The organism is Streptomyces sp. Act143 (genome assembly GCF_003143935.1).
In the GTDB taxonomy this organism is placed as follows: domain Bacteria; phylum Actinomycetota; class Actinomycetes; order Streptomycetales; family Streptomycetaceae; genus Streptomyces.
In genome coordinates this window covers 390737-408311 of record NZ_QFRX01000001.1, presented here as the reverse complement: position 1 = coordinate 408311, position 17575 = coordinate 390737, and the positions used below count along the sequence as shown (strand labels likewise).

The 17575-nt window shown below is 71.7% G+C and carries 15 protein-coding genes and 1 pseudogene; 9 read left to right on the top strand and 7 right to left on the bottom strand.

All coding sequences use genetic code 11. The annotated features are described in order from the left end of the window. Positions 1–98: 98 nt before the first annotated feature. Positions 99–800 carry an SDR family oxidoreductase gene (locus DI272_RS01870; protein WP_109493376.1) on the top strand — a complete coding sequence of 234 codons (702 nt, stop codon included), beginning with the start codon at positions 99–101 and terminating at the stop codon, positions 798–800. A 7-nt stretch (positions 801–807) separates the two neighbouring features. Continuing rightward, the gene (locus DI272_RS01865) at positions 808–1614 is read left to right on the top strand and encodes a YqjF family protein (protein WP_181387059.1); all 807 of its coding nucleotides are present in this window, start codon (positions 808–810) and stop codon (positions 1612–1614) included. Positions 1615–1641: 27 nt separating this feature from the next. On the opposite strand, the gene DI272_RS01860 is transcribed toward DI272_RS01865, so the two are convergent. Next, positions 1642–2979, bottom strand: coding sequence for a glycosyltransferase (locus DI272_RS01860; RefSeq protein WP_109493375.1), 1338 nt, complete (start codon positions 2977–2979; stop codon positions 1642–1644). Positions 2980–3156: 177 nt separating this feature from the next. Between DI272_RS01860 and DI272_RS01855 the strand changes: the two genes are divergently transcribed. Both DI272_RS01855 and DI272_RS01850 read left to right on the top strand, forming a co-directional pair. Beyond that, a complete protein-coding gene (locus tag DI272_RS01855; protein ID WP_181387058.1) occupies positions 3157–5232 on the top strand; it encodes a glycosyltransferase family 4 protein in 2076 nt (691 codons plus the stop codon). A gap of 182 nt (positions 5233–5414) precedes the next feature. Continuing rightward, positions 5415–5795: a hypothetical protein gene (locus DI272_RS01850; protein ID WP_258314427.1), complete on the top strand. Its 381-nt coding sequence runs from the start codon at positions 5415–5417 to the stop codon at positions 5793–5795. A 42-nt stretch (positions 5796–5837) separates the two neighbouring features. Here the strand turns inward: DI272_RS01850 and DI272_RS01845 are convergent, their stop codons facing one another. Further along, on the bottom strand, positions 5838–6599 hold the full coding sequence (locus DI272_RS01845) for a maleylpyruvate isomerase family mycothiol-dependent enzyme (protein ID WP_109493372.1): 762 nt from the start codon (positions 6597–6599) through the stop codon (positions 5838–5840). A gap of 240 nt (positions 6600–6839) precedes the next feature. Between DI272_RS01845 and DI272_RS01840 the strand changes: the two genes are divergently transcribed. The 4 genes from DI272_RS01840 to DI272_RS01825 all read left to right on the top strand — a co-directional run bounded on the left by DI272_RS01840 (position 6840) and on the right by DI272_RS01825 (position 10703). Beyond that, positions 6840–8351 carry an MFS transporter gene (locus DI272_RS01840; protein WP_109500631.1) on the top strand — a complete coding sequence of 504 codons (1512 nt, stop codon included), beginning with the start codon at positions 6840–6842 and terminating at the stop codon, positions 8349–8351. Between the two features lie 157 nt (positions 8352–8508). Next, the gene (locus DI272_RS01835) at positions 8509–9135 is read left to right on the top strand and encodes a helix-turn-helix transcriptional regulator (protein WP_109493371.1); all 627 of its coding nucleotides are present in this window, start codon (positions 8509–8511) and stop codon (positions 9133–9135) included. Positions 9136–9253: 118 nt separating this feature from the next. Beyond that, positions 9254–9400 (top strand): hypothetical protein, encoded by a 147-nt coding sequence (locus DI272_RS01830; RefSeq protein ID WP_258314426.1) that lies wholly within the window; start codon positions 9254–9256, stop codon positions 9398–9400. Positions 9401–9674: 274 nt separating this feature from the next. After that, positions 9675–10703, top strand: a complete 1029-nt coding sequence (locus DI272_RS01825; RefSeq protein WP_109493370.1) for a DUF2157 domain-containing protein — start codon at positions 9675–9677, stop codon at positions 10701–10703. Positions 10704–10963: 260 nt separating this feature from the next. Here the strand turns inward: DI272_RS01825 and DI272_RS01820 are convergent, their stop codons facing one another. From DI272_RS01820 to DI272_RS01810, 3 genes are read right to left on the bottom strand one after another with little or no spacing between them, the layout of a single operon-like run. Continuing rightward, positions 10964–11785: a carbohydrate ABC transporter permease gene (locus DI272_RS01820; RefSeq protein ID WP_109493369.1), complete on the bottom strand. Its 822-nt coding sequence runs from the start codon at positions 11783–11785 to the stop codon at positions 10964–10966. 11 nt (positions 11786–11796) lie between these two features. Further along, positions 11797–12744 carry a carbohydrate ABC transporter permease gene (locus tag DI272_RS01815; RefSeq protein ID WP_258314425.1) on the bottom strand — a complete coding sequence of 316 codons (948 nt, stop codon included), beginning with the start codon at positions 12742–12744 and terminating at the stop codon, positions 11797–11799. Further along, on the bottom strand, positions 12741–14048 hold the full coding sequence (locus DI272_RS01810; protein ID WP_109493368.1) for an ABC transporter substrate-binding protein: 1308 nt from the start codon (positions 14046–14048) through the stop codon (positions 12741–12743). Before DI272_RS01810 ends, DI272_RS01815 begins: the two co-directional genes overlap by 4 nt. Before the next feature lie 434 nt (positions 14049–14482). On the opposite strand from DI272_RS01810, the gene DI272_RS01805 reads away from it, so the two are divergent. Beyond that, positions 14483–15823 carry a phosphoribosyltransferase family protein gene (locus DI272_RS01805; protein ID WP_109500629.1) on the top strand — a complete coding sequence of 447 codons (1341 nt, stop codon included), beginning with the start codon at positions 14483–14485 and terminating at the stop codon, positions 15821–15823. Between the two features lie 154 nt (positions 15824–15977). On the opposite strand, the gene DI272_RS01800 is transcribed toward DI272_RS01805, so the two are convergent. Together DI272_RS01800 and DI272_RS44390 are read right to left on the bottom strand one after the other, a co-directional pair. Continuing rightward, positions 15978–16610, bottom strand: a complete 633-nt coding sequence (locus DI272_RS01800) for a PASTA domain-containing protein (protein WP_109493367.1) — start codon at positions 16608–16610, stop codon at positions 15978–15980. Positions 16611–17012: 402 nt separating this feature from the next. Next, positions 17013–17575, bottom strand: a pseudogene (locus tag DI272_RS44390) (glycosyl hydrolase); the annotation flags it as partial.

Sequence of the window (17575 nt, the reverse complement as noted above, 5' to 3'; positions counted from 1 at the left end):
GCCCCACAGGTGTACGGACGGACCATGACCTGCATCCGATCGGCGGGCGGTCGCCGAAGCAGATGAGACAGCGATCATGGAGTCATGGGAGGTGCGGCATGGAGATGCGCGGCGCACGGATCCTGGTGCCCGGTGCCACGGGTCAGCTCGGCGCAGCCCTCGTCACTCGCCTGCACGCCCTCGGAGCACGCCTGGCCCTCGCCGGTCGTGATCAAGACACGCTCGCTCGTATCTCGGCGGAGTGCGGAGGCGCTCCCGCCCGCACGTTCGACGCGTGGGACCTCGACGGCTGCGCGCTGACCGTGCGCTGGGCGGAGACCGAACTGGGCGGTCTGGACGGTGTCGTGGTCTGCTCGGGTGTCGCCGCGTTCGGCCCGGCCCCCGAGGTGAGCGACGCCGTCGCCGAACACCTCGCCGCGGTCAACGCGCTCGCCCCGATGGCGTTTCTGCGCGCCGCCGCGCCCCGGATCGCAGAGGGAGGCGTCCTGGCCGCCGTCACCGGGGTCGTCGCCGAGGCGGCCCCGGCCCGGATGGCGGACTACGCCGCCGCCAAAGCGGCGCTGGCCACCTGGCTCACGGCGGTGCGGCGGGAACAGCGCCGCAGGGGCGTGAGCGTGCTGGAGATCAACCTCCCGCACATGGACACCGGCTTCGCCGGACGAGCCGTACACGGCGAGGCGCCGCCACTGTCCCGGGGACTGCCCGTCGAGGAGGCCGTGGACGCCGTCGTGACGGCCCTGTCCGACGGCGCCCGCCTGGTGCGCCCCGGGACCGCCACCCCGCTCGAAGTGGTCCGGTAGGACGGGCATGACCAGAAGACATCTCGCTCCCGACCCGGCGCCGCACCGCGCTCACGCCCACCGGCCGGCCGAGGCCCTGACCCCCCTGACACCGAGGCCCCTGCGGCACGTGCTGTTCCGGCAGCACTGGCGCGACCTGGTGTTCCTGCACTGGCCCGCCGACCCGTTCCGCGTGGCCGGACTGCTGCCCGCCGGCACCGTCCCCGACCTCCACCAAGGGCGCACCTACGTGGGTCTGGTCTTCTTCCGGATGGAGAACCTCGGCTTCGGCCGGACTCCGCCGCTGCCGTACCTGGGCAGCTTCGGCGAGGTCAACGTACGCCTGTACAGCCGCGACTCCCTGGGCCGCCGCGGGGTCGTGTTCCGCTCGCTCGACTGCGACCGGCTGCTGCCGGTGCTGACGGCCCGCGCCGGATTCGGACTGCCCTACCGCTGGTCCCGTATCAGCAGCCGGTGGTTCGAGAACCGGCTGCTGTACGCGACCGCCCGGCGCGGCGGCGGTGAGCGGAGCGGGTCCCGGGCGTGGATCGACGTCGGCGACACGCCCGTGACCCCCAGCCCGCTGGAGGAGTTCCTCACCTGCCGATGGGGCCTGCACGAACGGTTCCTCGGCCGGACCTACTACCTTCCCAACGCCCACCCCGCCTGGACCTTCCGCAGCTGCACCCTCCTGGGCTGGGAGGACGGCCTGATCCCGGCGGCGGGGCTGCCGAAGCCGGACGGCGAGCCGGTCAGTGTCCTGTACGCCCCCGGCCTCCCGGTGCGCTTCGGCCCGCCCGTGCCCCTGCCGGCCCCCGGGCCGTTCCCCGCCTGACCTGCCGCCGCCCCCGCGACGGCGCCGTCATTGCGGGGGCCGCCGTCCGGCCATGACCCTCAGCAGCTCACCGGCGGCCCAGTGCGGTCCGTGCCGCCGCACCGAGGCGCTCAGTCCGGACCGACGCGGCCCCGACGTGTGCCGCAGCGCCTCCAGGGCGGCGGGCACGTCACCCGCGGCCAGCGTGTTCGGATCGCGCACCACGCCCGCGCCCGAGCGTTCCACGTCGTGCGCCACGGAGAACTGGTCGCTGGAGAACGGCAGCACCAGCGCGGGCACACCCGCCCGTAGGCATTCGGTGAAGGAGTTGCCGCCGCCGTGATGCACCATGGCGTCCACGTGCTCCAGCAGCGCCTGCTGCGGCACCGACGGCGCCACGACGACCCGTGCGCCCGCCAGGTCGGCCAGCGCCCCGGCCCGCTCGCCGGCCGCCACCACGACCGACACGTCCCGCAGTCCCTCCAGCACGCCCGTGACGACGGTGCGCAGGACGTCGTCGCGCGCCGACAGAAACGTGCCGAGGGCGATGAGGACGAGCCGTTCACCGGCAGCGCGCAGCCCCTTCAGCCGCGCCTCCCACTCCGCGTCCAAGGCTGCCGCCGGGGCGGCCATGTGCCCCGCGAACAGCCGGACCGGCCCCTGCGGCGGCCTGGGCAGCCAGCCGAAGTCGGGATAGGCGTGCACGACGGCGTACGGGGAGCTGAGGGCGAAGGCCCTGCCCGGAGCCGGCCGGGACGGCGCGTGCTTGCGGGCGAAGGCTGCGAAAAGGCTGGTGAAGGCCTCATCGTTGGCCCGCGCGGCGGCGTACAGCTCCTCCAGAGCGTCCGGTTCGGGCCGTACGGCCTTCGGCCAGGCGTACGGAACGCCGAACCAGGCGTCGGGGCCCGACAGCACATAGCTGGGATGACCGGGGCAGAACGTGGCGTACGGCAGACCCAGGCAGTGCAGCGCCAGAGTGACGGGGTAACTGAGCTGGTCGACGACGTACCAGTCGGGCCGCAGCCGCCGGTCGGTCGCCCGCAGCGCCTCCAGCACCCCTTCGGGGTCCGCGAGCATGTCCGCGCGCCGGTGCCGGGCCTGGGTGACGAGCGCGGCGACGGCTCCCTGCCGCGTGGCGTCCAGGAACTCCCGCAGCCGTTCTGCCTCCCCCGCGTCCTGCCGGGTCGCCTCGGCGACCCCGGTGTTCGCGTTGCGCGTCACGGACACCGGTACGAAGCCCGTACCCGCCCGCCGGGCCAGATGCTCGAAGGCCGGCGCGCACGCGAAGTGGACGTCCGCGCCCTGCTCGCGCAAGGCACCGGCCAGGACCGACAGGGGCTGGGCGTGGGAGAGGAACGGGGGACTGACGACAACGACACGCGGCATGCGAACCCTTCGGTCAGACGTCCTGCGCCCGCGGTCGACCGGAAGCGGGCCAGCGCATCGTAGCCGCGCCCCGGCGCATCGCACCGCATGACGATCACCACCGTCGCCGGGTGCATCCGCATGCCCGGCAGCCCCGGAACCACCAAGGTCAGAGCCGTTCCTGAGACAGGAGAACGCGTGGCCACCGCCGCCTTCGCACCCACCCGGGCAACCCCGTCCCCGGGACGACCGGCCACCGTCGGCACCCAGGACCGTGACCTCTTGGTGGCCGCCCGGACCGCCTTCTTCAGCGATGCCCGATGGACCGGTTTCGCCGACGACCGGCCCACCGGACGTCCGCCGGAGGAGCTGGCCCGGCTGCTGGAGGCCGAGTACGGGCTGCGGCCACGCGCCGTGCCGCCCGGCGACGGACTCGGTGTCGGACGCGAGGACGCGGCCGTGGCGGGCCTCCGGCGCGCGGCCCGTCTCGGCGTACCGCTGACGCCCGAGGCCCTGCTCGCCCACCACGACGGCGGCCCGTGGCTCAGGGCCGTCCTCACCGAGCTGTGGCCGGAGACGGTGCGCTGGCACGGCCACCGCCACGCGGAGGAAGCGCTCCGCGCAACGCTCACCGCAATACTCACCGCATCGCCCGGCGCCCCCGCGACCGGCCACCTCCTGGACCTCGCGGCGGCCACCGGACTCGCCCCGCTGACCCCGTCCGAGACCGACTTCGCGGCCCACCACGCCGACCGCGCCGTACGCCACTCCGCATGGCGGTATCTGCACCAGCTCCCCGGCGGTGCGGCCCACCTGCCCCGCCCGGCAGCGGCCGCGGATGTCTACGAGCGGCTGCTGCTGGAACCGCCGAAGCCCGCGTTGGAACCGGGAAGGGGCGGGCGCGCCGGCCGACTGGTCGCGCAGACCATGCTGCTGGGCGGGCTGGACACACCGGGGCAGGGAATGAGCGGGGGACTGGCCGTCCTGCTGGGCGGGCTCGGCGACCAGCTGGCCGAGACCGCGGGGATCGCCGGTGTGATCACGATCGTGACGGCCGGGCACGAGGACCTGGCGGCCGACGGCCGGCTCGCCCACGAACGACGCGCCGGGCACTGGGTCGTGAGACTTCCCCTCGACACGCCCGGCGCACCCGACCCGACGCAGATGCACCTGCACCGAGCCGCGCTCACCTGGTGGGCGGTCCGGCTGCTCGGCGGCATGCCGCGGCCGTTGGACGTACTGCACGTCAGATACGCCGACGACGGCAGCCTCGCCCTCGCCGACGCCGCCGAACGGCTGGGCGCGGCCACGGTCTTCACGGCCACGCCCGACCCGCACCGCGGACTCGCCGAGCGGCACACCGCGAGCGACCGCGGCGACCCGCGGGCGTCCCGGGCGCTCCGGCACGACCTGCACCGGGTCTTCGTGGCCGACCGGCTCGTGGAGCGCGCGGACACGGTCGTCGGCATCCCCGGCCGCGGCGGCACCCGCGAACTCGTCCGTCACTTCCCCCACTTGACCCGGCTCGCCGGGGGCGACGGGCCCAGCGCCCCGCCCGAGGGCATCACCCCCTACCGGCCCGCCCCCGACGAGGACGCGCGGCGCCGAGCGGGGCTCGCGGACCTGTACCGGGACGGCGCCCGCCCGGACGCCCTGGACCCCGAGGACCGCGAACTGCCGCTGCTGCTGTCCGTGGGCCGCCTCCACCCGGTCAAGCAGCAGGACCTCCTGGTGCGGGCCTGGCTCGCGACGGGCGGACATCGCACCAGCACACTGGTGCTGATCGGCGGCAGCCCCCGCGCCGGCACCGAGGCCGAGACCGACATGCGGCGCCGTATCGACACCCTGCTCGCCGACTGCCCGCAGGCGTCCCGGCGGCTCGCCCTGCTGCCCGCGCTGCCCAACGCCGACGTACGACGTCTTCAACGCGCCTTGGCCGGACGCCCCCGGCCGGCGTCCTGCTGGTACGTGTGCCCGAGCGCCAAGGAGGAGTTCGGGATCGCGATCCTGGAGGCGATGGAAGCGGGCCTTCCCGTCGCCGGGCCGCGCCGCGGTGGCGTCGCCCACTACGTGCGTGACGGGGCCAACGGAATCCTGCTGGACACCTCCGGCCACACCGGACTCGCGCGCGGCCTGCGGCGCCTGATGGCCGTCCCTGACGCCGACCGACACCGGTACGCCGCCGCGGGCCGGGACCTGGTCGCGGACCGGTTCTCAGTGACTCGGATGGCGGACGAACTGGCCGCCGAGTACACCGCGTTGCAGCGCCACTGAAACGATCCGAGAGCTGCTTGCGGCCCCGCCCCAGGTCCCGCCGGACGATTCGGCGAGGCGCGATCGGTCGCGCGCGGGCAAGCCTTGCGAGGACGCCTTGGCGCCGGCGGGGGTAGCCGTGGAGCACCCCGCCTGGGATCTTCAGTCGTAGACGAGGAGGTCAGATGGTCTACGCAGAACCCATGGCTCAAGCCGTCGTGGAACCGGCCGTACGCGAGCTGATGCAGCAATGCGCCGACGGCCAGGAGCCGTCCACGACGGTCACCTTGCGCGGAGACGACTTCAACATGTGTGCCCACGTCCGGGTACGCCCCACGGCACCCGGACAGGTCAGGGTCTCGCTGGCCTGCTGGGTCGTGAACATGGACACAGCCCGCTACTTCGGCAGCAACCCGCCGAGTGAGGACGAAACACGTCTGCCCCCAGACGGCACGGCCGCACCGGACGAGTCACTCACCAGTCGCGTGATCGGCCACCTGGCCGCCCGCATGCATGCTCTCGACACCCCGCGACCCGACGATGACGGGCACCTTGCAGTGACCGTCCCGCTCGCCGCCACGTAGCAGCCGACGAGACCCTCGACGACTCCACCGACGGCGTTCTGGCTACTCCTCGGGCTCCCAGGCGATCAACTGCTCGAACACCTTCTGGTCGCCCTCGATCCTCAGGTCGCGCAGCGTGAGGCGGCCCCAGACGAAGAGGAGCAGTTGCTCGGCCGTGCCCGTGGCCGCAGCGGAGGCGGGCGCGGCGTCGGCCGTGAGGGGTGCGGGCCAGGCGCCGGTGCTGTCCAGCGTGAGGAGCCAGGAGCGGCCCTCGGTGGCGTGGTAGTGGACGGTGGCGGCCTCGTGCGGCCAGGCCGCCGGGGTGGAGTTGCAGGTGTCGAGAAACTCGGCCACACCGTCGATCGCGACGTCCGTCGGCATCGGCTGCACGGCACCTGCGGCGAGCTGGGCGTCGTAGGTGTGCACCAGCACCTCGTGCACCCGGCGCCGGGCAACGCCCCAGGTATTCGCCGGCGACACACCGGCGCTCCACCATGTCCAGCACTCGCGGTCCGGGCCGGCCTCGCGCAGCGTGCGCAGCAGCAGCTCGTTCGACTCGGTGTACCAGGCCAGCAGCGCCTCGAGTTCGCGCGGCGCCTGCGCGGCATCCTTGGCCGGCGGAGCCGCGGCCGGGCCCGCGGCGACGATCGCGGCCCACCAGCGCTGGCCGGTACCCAGGTGCTGCACCAGATCGAACAGCGTCCACTCGGGGCAGGACGGCACCGGCGCGTCAAGGCTGGGCGCGGTGGCAACCGCACTCCGGAACGCGGCCGACCGCTCGTCGATCAGGCGCAGCAAAGCGGAATACTCAAGACTCTCTGTCACATCGCTTACCTATCACCCCAGTTCAGCCGACCGCACCCTCTTTTCGAGGCCGTCAGATGCGGGAGTCGGAGCACCTGGGAGGGATTGGTCCTCCGTGGGGGTGCCGGATGACCTGTGGGGGCGGGTGGAGCCGTTGCTGCCGGTCTGGCAGCGGCGTCGGCGCCGTCCGGGTGTGCGGGTGGCCGCGAAAGGGAACCCGTCCCCTGATCATGGAGCGGCGGAAGGGGTCCTGTGGCGGCGGTGTCGGACTCGGAGGCGGACGGACCGCGCGCGGGCGGTGACGGGACCGGGTACACCCCGGATCCGAACCGGTGGCGCGCGCTGTGGGTGACCCTTGTCGCGGGATTCATGAGCCTGCTCGATGTGACGATCGTGGCGGTGGCCCTGCCCACCATCCAGCGCGGCCTGGGCGCCACCCCCGCCCAGGTGCAGTGGGTGGTCTCCGGGTACGCGCTGGCATTCGCCCTGGCCCTGGTCACCGCCGGGCGGCTCGGGGACGCACTCGACCGGCGCCGCATCTTCCTGCTGGCGCTGAGCGCGTTCACCCTCTTCAGCGCCGCGTGCGGCGCGGCCCCCGGCATCGCCCTGCTGGTGGTGGCCCGACTGGCTCAGGGCCTGGCCGCCGGCTTCATGGCCCCGCAGAACTCCGCCCTCATCCAGCAGATGTTCCGCGGCGCCGAACGGGGCCGCGCCTTCGGCTTCTTCGGCGCCACCGTGGGCATCTCCTCCGCCGCCGGGCCCCTGACCGGCGGCGCGATCATCGCCCTCGCCGGCTCGGCCGACGGCTGGCGGTGGATCTTCTTCGTCAACGTGCCGATCGGCGTCCTCGCCGTCCTGCTCGGCCTGCGCCTGCTGCCGCGCGTCGAACGCTCCGGACGAGGATCGGTGGACGTCCCCGGCGTCGTCCTGCTCGGCCTGGGAGTGCTCGCGGTGATGTACCCGCTGGTGCAGGCGGACGCCGGCGGCCTCGGACGGCTGTGGTGGCTCTTCCCCGTGGGCGCGGTGCTCCTCGCGCTCTTCGCACGGCGCCAGTACCGCCTCGTCGCGCGCGACGCCCAGCCCCTGCTGGACCCGCGCTTGTTCACCACGGTGCGGGGCTACGCCGTCGGCGCGGGCGTCGGCACGCTGTACTTCATCGGCTTCAGCGGGGTGTGGCTCGTCTTCGCCCTCTTCTACCAGCGGGGCCTGGACTTCACCCCGCTGCAGTCCGGGCTGGCGGTCACCCCGTTCGCCCTCGGGTCGGCCGCCGCCGCGGTGACGGCCGGCCGCCTCGTGGACCGCTTCGGCCGCCTGCTCACCGTGTGCGGACTGAGCGCGGTCATCATCGGGATGGGCACCACCGCGCTGTCGCTGTGGCTCGTGTCGGACGACGCAGCGCCCTGGATCGCCGCACCGGCCCTCTTCGTCGCGGGTATCGGAGGAGGCTTCGTGGTCTCCCCGAACATCACCATGACCCTGCGCGAGGTCCCCGTCCGGATGGCCGGGGCGGCGGGCGGCGCCCTCCAGACCGGCCAGCGCCTCGGCGCCGCCGTGGGCACCGCGGCCCTACCGGGCATCTACTACCTCGTCCTGGGCGACACCGACCACTACCGCACGGCCCTGCTGGCCGCCCTCGGGGTGGCTCTCGTCGGCATGGCCGCCTCACTGGCGCTGGCCGTCAGCGACTGGCTGCGCGACCGCGACGGCGAGGCCGCGCACCGCCGCTGCCCTGACGAGGTCGCCAACAGCCCGGTCCACTCCCGGCAGAACTGAGCGGCAGGCACCGGCGGCCCGGCCTCGTCTTCTCACCCCCGGCCGAGCGCGCCGGGGCGGGCCTGCGGCTGTTGAGCCGATGCGGCGGTACCCGGCGTCGAGGGCGGCCTGGAGCCGGCGCTGCCGTGGCCCTGTCGACCGGTGGGAGAGTGTGGCCATGGAGATGGCCCACCGCACGCTGACAGCCGACGTGATCGCGGCACTGAGGTACTGGCCCGGTGTCATCTGGGGAGGTCAGAAGAACCCCCCGGATCCGGTGGATCTCACGGTCCTGCCACCTTTCTTCGACGAGGTGCTTCGGGAACTTCCCTGGTGGAACAGCGACTGGACGGTCCGCGATGTCGAGGCGGGGCTTCCCCTGGAGATCGACAGCGATCACCACGGTCACCCTGCACGGTTCACTGAGGTGTCAGTACCGGGTACGGTCGGCTCCCATGGTGGTGAGAGCCTGCCCTTCGTTGCGAAGGTGGGGTTCACGAGCCACCAGCTGATCCGATTCCAAGCCAAGATCGGCGATGTGGTCCTCGGTCCGGCCGTGGCCTCCGCCGGACGGCTGGAGCCGCATCCGTTCGCCACGCTGCTCACCGGGTTGATGGACGTACGCGGGATCTCGGTCAGGGAGATGGCGAGGGAGTCCGGACGGTCGATGTCCACCATCCACATGCTGCGCAGCGGCAGCCACAACCCGGAACCGCTCCTCGTCCGCGAGATCGCCAGGATTCTGGGCATGTCCGAGGCGGACGTCACAGTCATCGCCGGGCTCTACGACGGCGACACGCGGTAGCCGACCGGCGACGGCGTCACGATGCTGCCTCGGCTCTGCGGCGGTGCTGAGTCAAGGGACGCTCACCCTGTTGATGACGTGCCCGGGACGTCGGTGGTGCCTGAAGACGTGTGCCTCCGTGAAGGAGGACCTCGCCCGGCACCAGGCGACCCGCAAGCCGGTGACGGGCAAGCTCCGGGCCGTCTCGTGGCAGGGCTGGACCGAGGACGAGATCAACGACGTCTTCTCCGGCCGGAAGCCCCTGGCCGCCACGGCGGGAGCGTGAACACCATGCCGCGGCACCAACGGGGACCGGCCGACGGCCGACGGCCGTTACACAGGTAGTCCCGTCAAGAACTGCCGACGGCTTTCGCCCAGTGCTCACCGACGACACCACCGATCGAGGACCTGGCCGTACCCGGGGGTGCGCGCCGTCAGCGGTGCCGAGCGGGCTGCATCGGAGCGGAAAGGGCCGACAGGCCCCCGGTGCAGGCCACTTGGGCCCCGTGAGGAGGCAGTCGTCCGGTCCACCCTGGAAGCAGGAGGACAGGAGGCTGTCCATGCCTGCAATCCCACCCGATCCCGATCTGCACGCCCGGCTCGCGGCCTGGGTTGCTGCAGGGCTGCTGGATCGCGGTCAAGCGGAGCGGATCGAAGCGGCCGAGCAGGGGCGCACGTCCTGGACATCGGAGCGTGCCCCGTCTGCTCACGTGCCTTCAGCGGCGGACCGCGGCGGGCGCGGTTCCCTGGTCGTCGAGGCGTTGGGCTACCTGGGGGCGGCCATGACCGTGGTCGCGGGATTCCTGGCGGTACACCGGCTGTGGCCCGACATTCCGGCCGGGGCGCAGGCTACCTTCGCCGCGGTCGCTGCCGCTGCCCTCGGTGGTGCCGCGACCGTTGTTTCTGCCGCTGCCCAGCCGTCCCTGGTGCGGTTGCGGAGCACGCTGTGGCTGTTGTCCACCGCCTGCCTGGCGGCCTTCGCGGGCGTCCTCGCAGGCCGCGTGGGGGACTTCTCACCGCAGATCACCGTGCTTGCAGCCGCCGGGACGGCGACGGCGTACGCCACATTGCTGTGGCTGCGCGAGCCACTGCCGTTGCAGCATCTGGCGGTGTTCGCGAGTGCGGCGGTGATGACGGGGGCGGCCATCGCCTGCGTCGGCGACGACGTGCCACTGTGGGCGCCGGGCAGCGGGGTCTGGCTGCTGTCCGCGGCCTGGGCTGTCGCCGCGCACCACGACCGTGTGCCCCCCAGGGGCACCGGGTATCTCGTGGCTGCGATCGGTCTGCTGGTCAGCGCGCAGATGACGCTGGAACTGCCCGTCGGACATGTTCTGGCACTGGCGACCGTCGGCGGCCTGCTGACCGCCGGAGTGGTTCTGCGCCGGGTGTGGCTGCTGGCCCTGGGCGCCTACGGAACGGTACAGACGGTGCCGCAGACGGCGGAGCGGTATCTGCCCGGTTCGTTTGCCGCGCCGCTGTCGGTGCTGATGGTCGGGGTGGTCCTGCTCATGCTCGCGCTTGTCCTGGCGAAGTGGTCGAAGCGGACCGGTCCGCGTCGCCCTCCCGGCGGCGCCCGCACCGCCGGATGACGCGGCATGACGCGGCCACCGCAAGCCGCGTGGCGCTCCCGTCGCCGAGCCTTGGCGCGCGGGGCGACCCCAGCGGTGCGGGGCAGGCGGACCGCACCTGGTTCCTTGACGGTCACAGGACGGCCGCAGCCGTGGGCGGGCCGCGGCCCGGGAACGCCGACCGGCCCGCGCAGCATCACTGCGGCTTCGGTGCAGCCTCTGGACAGTTCCGAGGCACCGCCCCTCTCCTCTGTCCCCCCCGGCCTTGCCGAGCTCGGTCGTCAGTCCCGGAGTGCTCCCGCCATCAGGCCCCGCATGAAGAACCTGCCGAGGACGACGTACACGACAAGCGTGGGCAGTGATGCCAGCAAGGCTGCCGCCATCTGCTGGTTGAACGGCACGACCTGGGAGCCGGCCAGGTTGTTCAGGGCGACGGTCACCGGCTGAGAGCCTCCCGCGTTGAGGAAGACGGCGAAGAGGAAGTCGTTCCACATCGCGGTGAACTGCCAGATGACGACGACCACGAAGGCGGGTCCGGAGTTGGGCAGCACGACTGAGGAGTAGGCGCGCAGCATGCCTGCGCCGTCGACCCGGGCCGCCTCGATGAGTTCGGTGGGGATGGCGGCGTAGTAGTTGCGGAAGATGAGGGTGCAGATCGGGATGCCGTAGACGATGTGGGCGAGCATGAGGCCCAGGACGCTGCCGCTGAGCCCCAGGTCGGTCCACAGCTGCACGAGGGGGATCATCACCGCCTGGTAGGGGATGAACATGCCGAACAACATGAGGGTGAAGACCAGATCCGCGTGCGGGAAGCGCCACTTGGCGAGGACGTAGCCGTTGAGGGAGCCGAGCGCGGCGGAGAGCAGCGAGCCGGGCACGGTCAGCAGCACGCTGTTGCGCAGCGGTTCGCGCAGCGCGTCGTACGCCGTGGACCACGCCTGTGTGGTGAAGTGCCGGGGCAACTGCCAGGCCTGGGTGGGATCGGCCTCGGACAGCGGTTTGAAGCTGGTGACCAGCAGGACGTACACCGGCAGCAGCACGACCAGGACGAGGAAGAGCAGGCCGAGGTACTTCGCGGTCCGCAGGGCCGTGGAGACGACCATGGCGTTTCCCCTCACTTTTCCTGGCGGAAGGTGTGAACCAGGTACGGGATGATCAGCAGCGCGACGAACAGCAGCAGGACGACGCCGATCGCGGCGCCCTTGGCGTAGTCCTGGCCGAAGAAGGTGATGTCCCACATGTAGACGGCCGGGACGTCGGCGATGATCTGCCGGCTGGCGATGGCGACGATCAGGTCGAACACCTTCAGCGAGATGTGGCCGATGATGATCAGCGCGCTGAGGGTGACCGGGCGCAGGTGGGGGAAGACGATGTGCCGGTAGACCTGGAACTCGTTCGCGCCGTCGACCCGTGCCGCCTCGCGCAACTCCTCCGGTACGCCCCGGAATCCGGCCAGGAACAGCGCCATCACATAGCCGGACATCTGCCAGACGGCCGGCAGGGCCATCGCGGCCATGCCCCAGTGCGGGTCCTGCCACCAGGGGTTGGACAGGCCGCCGAGACCGATGGAGCCGAAGAGCTTGTTGAGCCCGGCGGCCCGGTCGCCGGGGGCGGGGTTCATCAGCCATCGCCACACGATGCCGGAGGCGATGAAGGAGACGGCCATCGGGAAGAGGTAGACGGCCCGGAAGAAACCCTCGCCGCGCACGCCCTTCTCCAGCAGCAGGGCCATCACCAGACCCATCACCAGGGTGCCGACGACAAAGGCCAGGGTGAAGGTGAGCAGGTTCAGCCAGGCGTCCCTGAACCGCTGGTCGTCCAGCAGGCCCCGGTACGTGCCGAAGCCGCCCCAGGACATGTCTTCCACCGTCGTGTGCCAGTTGGAGAGCGACACCCGGATGTTCCAGCCGATCATGCCGTAGACGAACACGGCTATGGCCAGGATCGACGGACTGAGCAGGAGCAGCCCCGGCAGCCAGGCCCGGGGGCGGCGCGCGCGGCGTACCCGCGCGCCGCCCGACGAGCCGGCGGAGGGCCTGGCGGGGGTGGCGGTGGCGGTCACGCCGCGTACTTCCCCGCCGCCTCGGCCAGGGTGTCCTGGAACCGGGCCACCTTCTTGTCCTTGAGGTACACACCCAGCGCGCTGTCGATGGCGGTGTTCCAGGCATTGCTGGCCACCACACCGTGCGTGAGCGAGCCGACGATCCTGTCCTTCTTCCACTCGCCCAGCGCCCATTGCAGATAGGTGTCGTACAGCGAGGCGTCGGCGTCGCTGCGGGCGGGGATGGAGCCCTTCTTGGGGTTGAAGGCGTCCTGGCCGGCCTTGCTGCCGCACTCCTTCAGCCAGGCGATCGCGGCATCGCGGTGCGGGGCCTTCTTGCACAGGGTGAAGGAGTCCGACAGAAACTGGTACAGGCCGTCGGTGCCGGGGGCGGCGGCCCAGTCGTAGTCGGTTTTCGGCTTCTTCGCCAGACCGTCAGGCGGGTCGGTGCGGTAGTAGCCCTCGGTCCAGTCGCCCATGATGTTGTACGCCGCCTTGCCGTCCACCACCAGCTTGCCGGCGTCCTGCCATGTCAGCGACGGCGCATCGGAGTTGGTGTAGCCCAGGGCCTTGCCGAAGGTGTCCAGTGCGCCCGTCACCCGCGTCCCGCCCCAGTCGCCGCCGGACTTCCACAGTGCTTCGTAGCCGTCGCGGCCCAACTCGCCCAGCAGAACCGTCTCCAGCAGGTGCTTGGCGGTCCACTGCTCGCCCAGTGACAGGGGGATCTTGCCTTTTCCCTTCACCTTGTCGAGGAAGCCGAGGAATTCGTCCCAGGTCCGGGGCGCCCCGGTGATCCCCGCCGCGCTCAGCAGCTCCGGGCTGGACCAGAGCATGTTGGCCCGGTGGATGTTGACCGGAACCGAGTAGATCCTGCCGCCCTGGGTGATCAGCGGGAGCAGAGTGGCCGGGAAGACCTTCGTCCAGCCCTGCTGGTCGTAGAGGGAGGTGAGGTCCTCGACGTAGCCGGCCTTGACGTAGTCCAGCAGTTCGGCACCGGCGTGCCCCTGGAAGGAGTCGGGCGGGTTGCCCGCCTTGAGGTTTGCCTCCAGTTGCGGCTTGGCCGCGGTGCCGGCGCCGCCCGCGACCGCCTCGTTCTTGAAGCCGATGTCCGGGTTGCGCTTCTCGAAGTCGGCGACCATCGCTTTGAGTCCGGCCGCCTCGCCGCCGCCGGTCCACCACGAGAAGACCTCCACGTCGGTCTTGCCCTTCCCGGACCCGTCGTCGTCGCCGCAGGCCGCCAGGGCCCAGGAGGCGGCGCTGAGTCCCGTCACGGCCAGCACCGTTCGGCGGCTCGGCCCCGAGGGCCGGGGGATGCGCGTGGTCATGTTTCCTCCCTTGGACGTCGGACGCGCAGCGCCGAACCGGGGCTGCCGCGTTGTGCCGCCGGCACCGGACCTGCCGGACCGCGGTGCGGCAAATGGCGTGCCCCACGGCGTAGTTGAATGCGCATCTTCCATCCGACTGCCTCTCGCCGGGGACTGCCCAGGGTCTGAACGGCCCCTGGACCGGGACCAGCAGGTACCCGGGGCCGGTGTCCGGGAGCGCGACTCGTTCCCGAACTCGCCTCTCCTGCGGACAGGATGGGCATCCCGATCGGCGGAACCGGGTGACGGGCAGGGCCCGATGGGCCAGGGCCTGGGCCGGATGCCCCTACCGGAGTGCGGCGAAGCGCGCTGCAATGAGAGTGGAGGAACAACTCAGCGCCCTGTCGCGGCGGTTGAGTGCCGCCGCACGTCTGTCAGGAGTGGGGGTGGCGGCGATGCTCTTCGACGACCGCAGGCAAGCAGGGCGGCAGCTGGCCTGGCACCTCGAGTTTCTGCGCGGCCACAACGTGGTGGTGCTGGGGCTGGCACGGAACGGTGTGCCGGTGGCCTATGAAGTGGCCCAGGAACTGGGCGCGCCGTTGAGCGTACTCGTGGTGCGCACGATGCGCGTGCCGTGGCAGCCGGAGTGGAAGTTCGGCGCCGTCGGTGAGAACGGGGTGCGCGTGCTGGACGATGCCGTGGTCCGGGAAGCCGGACTGAGTCCTGCCGAGCAGAGGGTGGTGGAACGGCGGGCGCGGGCCGAACTCGCCTGGTGGGTACGCCATTACAGCGCAGGCCGGCAGGCTCTCCCGCTGGCCGGGCGGAGGGCGCTGATCGTGGACGACGGGCTGGCCACCGGCCTCACGGCCGAGACCGCATGCCGGGTCGCACGCGGTCAAGGGGCGGCGGAGATCGTCCTTGCCGTGCCGGTCGGACCGGCGGCCGTCGTCACGGATCTGCACGATGTGGCGGACGACGTCATCTGTCTGCAGACCCTTCTGCACATGGATTCGGTCGGCGCCTGGTACCACCACTTCGGCCAGACGTCCGATGCCGAGGTGGCCGACCTGCTCGTCCGAGCTGCCCACCCCATGCCCGCCGTCCCGCTCGTGGCCGCCGCGCCGAGCCCGCGGTTGTGGCGCAGGCAGGTCCAACTGCCCGCCGCCGGGGTGAGGCTGGCCGCCCGCCTGACCCTCCCCGACGAGGCCCCGGCGGTGGTGGCTTTCGCGCACGGCAGCGGCAGCGGCCGACACGGCCGCCACAACCGGTACCTCGCTGATGCGCTGAACCGCTCGGGGCTGGGCACTCTGCTGCTCGACCTGCTCACCGAGGACGAGGAACACGACCGGGGCAACGTGTTCGACGTCCTCTTGCTCGCCCGGCGCCTGCGCGCGGCCACCGACTGGCTGCGGCACGAAACCGGCCTGCCCGTCGTCTGCTTCGGGCGTGGCACGGGAGCTGCGGCAGCCCTGGAAGCCGCCTCCGCTCCCGACGCCGACATCCGCGCGATCGTCTCCCGGGGCGGCCGCCCCGACCTTGTCACCCCCACCGCATTGGCCCGGGTGCGCGCGCCCACACTGCTCATCGTCGGCAGCCGGGACGCCACGGTTGTCGAACTCAACCGACGCGCCGCCGACCGGATGCACTGCGAACACCGACTCGTCGCCGTTCCCGGCGCGACCGACCTGTTCACCGAGCCCGGCGCCCTGGCCAAGGTCGCCGAGCTGGCGGGGGACTGGTTCACCGCCCACCTCGCCGAGACTCCGACCGAAACACCGCTTCGCCGGTCGGCGTGACCGTCGTCAGCGTCCGGTCGTGACGGGTCGGGTGCTCGTCGAGGGGTGTGCACACTTGGCTGATCGCGCTCCAGCACCGGGGTGAGTCGCCGGGACTCACCCCGCGCAATTCGTCGGCATCGGGACCCGCTTGGTCTCTTCGTCGGGCCCGCACTCATCCCAGTGTCAGTGTTACGTGGGCGCCCTTCGTGATCTCTGTGCCGGCAGTCGGTTGGACTGTCCTGACCCTCTTGTTCTGGCCGTCCGGTGTGTTGGGGTCGACGTCCAGAATCAGGGAGGAGACGGAGGTGATCTTCCTCGCTTCAGTCAGCGTGAAGCCCACCAGGTCGGGTACGCGCTCGGTGCCCTGCGCCTTGAGTAGGTTCTGTTGGGCTTCCTGAGCGGACTTCGTGGTGAAGTAGAAGGTGGTTGCCGCGGACAGGGTCGCCACCAGCGCGCCGATCAAAACGTTCCGCGTCGTACTGTCTTGCAGGGCGAATGTGATGGGAACGAGGATCAGTGCGCCGGCTGCGAAAGCGATGGCCAACCAGCTGCGGACAACGCCATCGGTTTCTATGGCCTTTTCGTTGACTTTCTCGTCGTTCTGGGCCGCCGCCGGCTCGACCCTCCGGCGTCGAGGGGCCAGAGCCCATCGGGCGAAGATGACGATGAAGCCGACGGCCAGGACGACGCCGCCCATGATCACCAGCACGGTGAGGGATTGCCCCCAGGTGAGCGTGTCCACTCCATCAGCCGGCGAGGGCGATGGCGACTCCTGCGTGACGAGTGCGCCGGCGAAGTCGGTCATGGCCTGGTCTCCTTCCTGCCGCGGTCGAGTGCCAGTCGCTCGGTCGGGGGGACGACGGCCGATTCCAGCATCCCGCTCGATTGGAGGCGCGGCGTGGGCCGTTGGGCCCTTGGGGCTGGGATGTCCGACCTCATGTGCGCCGCGCTGTCCGGCCCGGCGTCGGTGCGCTTCTCCCGTGGAGCCTGGTCCACGCGGCGGCGAAGGACGACAGCAGTGGCAAACGGCTCTGCCAGTACCGACGCCCCCCGCGTCATGGGCCATTGACGTGGGCCGGGCCCCGGCCGCTCCGTGGGCAGGCCCGTTCTGCGGTGGTACGAGTAGGGCGATGTCGACGGAGCGCCCACCGGACGAGCCCGGCCTGTGGGACGTCGCGTCTCCAGGCCGGGCCGGTCCGATCGGCTGTCAGGCGAACGGAATGGTCAGGACGGATCCCGTGCCCACCTGGAGGGTGGACGGACCGTTGCCGAGGGCGCTCCAGATCTCGACGCGGACGGTGCCGCCCTTCAGGTCGCCCAGGGTGCCCGACGCGGAGTGCAGCCCTTGCCGGGCGGCGGAGTAGTCCTCCCAGCCGTCGACCGGATCGGTGGCGAAGTAGCGGAACGTCTCGACACGGTCGAAGGTGCCGTCGCCGGTCAGGTCGTAGGAGACCCGGGCCTGCTGGGCGTAGCCGACGTGGGTGCCGGCGTCGACCTTGAAGACGAAGTTCGTGCCGGAGCTCGTCTTGAGGGCCCCGTTGACGTTCTTCACCTCGTAGACGAGCGGGTTGTACGGGGTCCCGTCGTGGTTTGCGCCGCCGGCGGACGGGATCGTGTCCGAGGAACCGGTAGCGGCCGCCTGAGTGCTCAGCTGCCCGTCGGAGCGCAGATAGAAGGTGTCACCCGTGACCGGCGGAGGCCCGCTGGTGGTGACGGTCATGGTGCCGCTGGCCGGGCCCACTTGATCGGCGGTGTCGCGGGCCTTGACGG

Excerpts from the sequence above, each read along its gene's own strand:
- DI272_RS01870 (WP_109493376.1), top strand. The coding sequence starts at position 99 with ATGGAGATGCGCGGCGCACGGATCCTGGTGCCCGGTGCCACGGGTCAG.
- DI272_RS01865 (WP_181387059.1), top strand. The coding sequence starts at position 808 with ATGACCAGAAGACATCTCGCTCCCGACCCGGCGCCGCACCGCGCTCAC.
- DI272_RS01860 (WP_109493375.1), bottom strand. The coding sequence starts at position 2,979 with ATGCCGCGTGTCGTTGTCGTCAGTCCCCCGTTCCTCTCCCACGCCCAG.
- DI272_RS01850 (WP_258314427.1), top strand. The coding sequence starts at position 5,415 with ATGGCTCAAGCCGTCGTGGAACCGGCCGTACGCGAGCTGATGCAGCAA.
- DI272_RS01835 (WP_109493371.1), top strand. The coding sequence starts at position 8,509 with ATGGAGATGGCCCACCGCACGCTGACAGCCGACGTGATCGCGGCACTG.
- DI272_RS01825 (WP_109493370.1), top strand. The coding sequence starts at position 9,675 with ATGCCTGCAATCCCACCCGATCCCGATCTGCACGCCCGGCTCGCGGCC.
- DI272_RS01820 (WP_109493369.1), bottom strand. The coding sequence starts at position 11,785 with ATGGTCGTCTCCACGGCCCTGCGGACCGCGAAGTACCTCGGCCTGCTC.
- DI272_RS01810 (WP_109493368.1), bottom strand. The coding sequence starts at position 14,048 with ATGACCACGCGCATCCCCCGGCCCTCGGGGCCGAGCCGCCGAACGGTG.
- DI272_RS01805 (WP_109500629.1), top strand. The coding sequence starts at position 14,483 with ATGCTCTTCGACGACCGCAGGCAAGCAGGGCGGCAGCTGGCCTGGCAC.
- DI272_RS01800 (WP_109493367.1), bottom strand. The coding sequence starts at position 16,610 with ATGACCGACTTCGCCGGCGCACTCGTCACGCAGGAGTCGCCATCGCCC.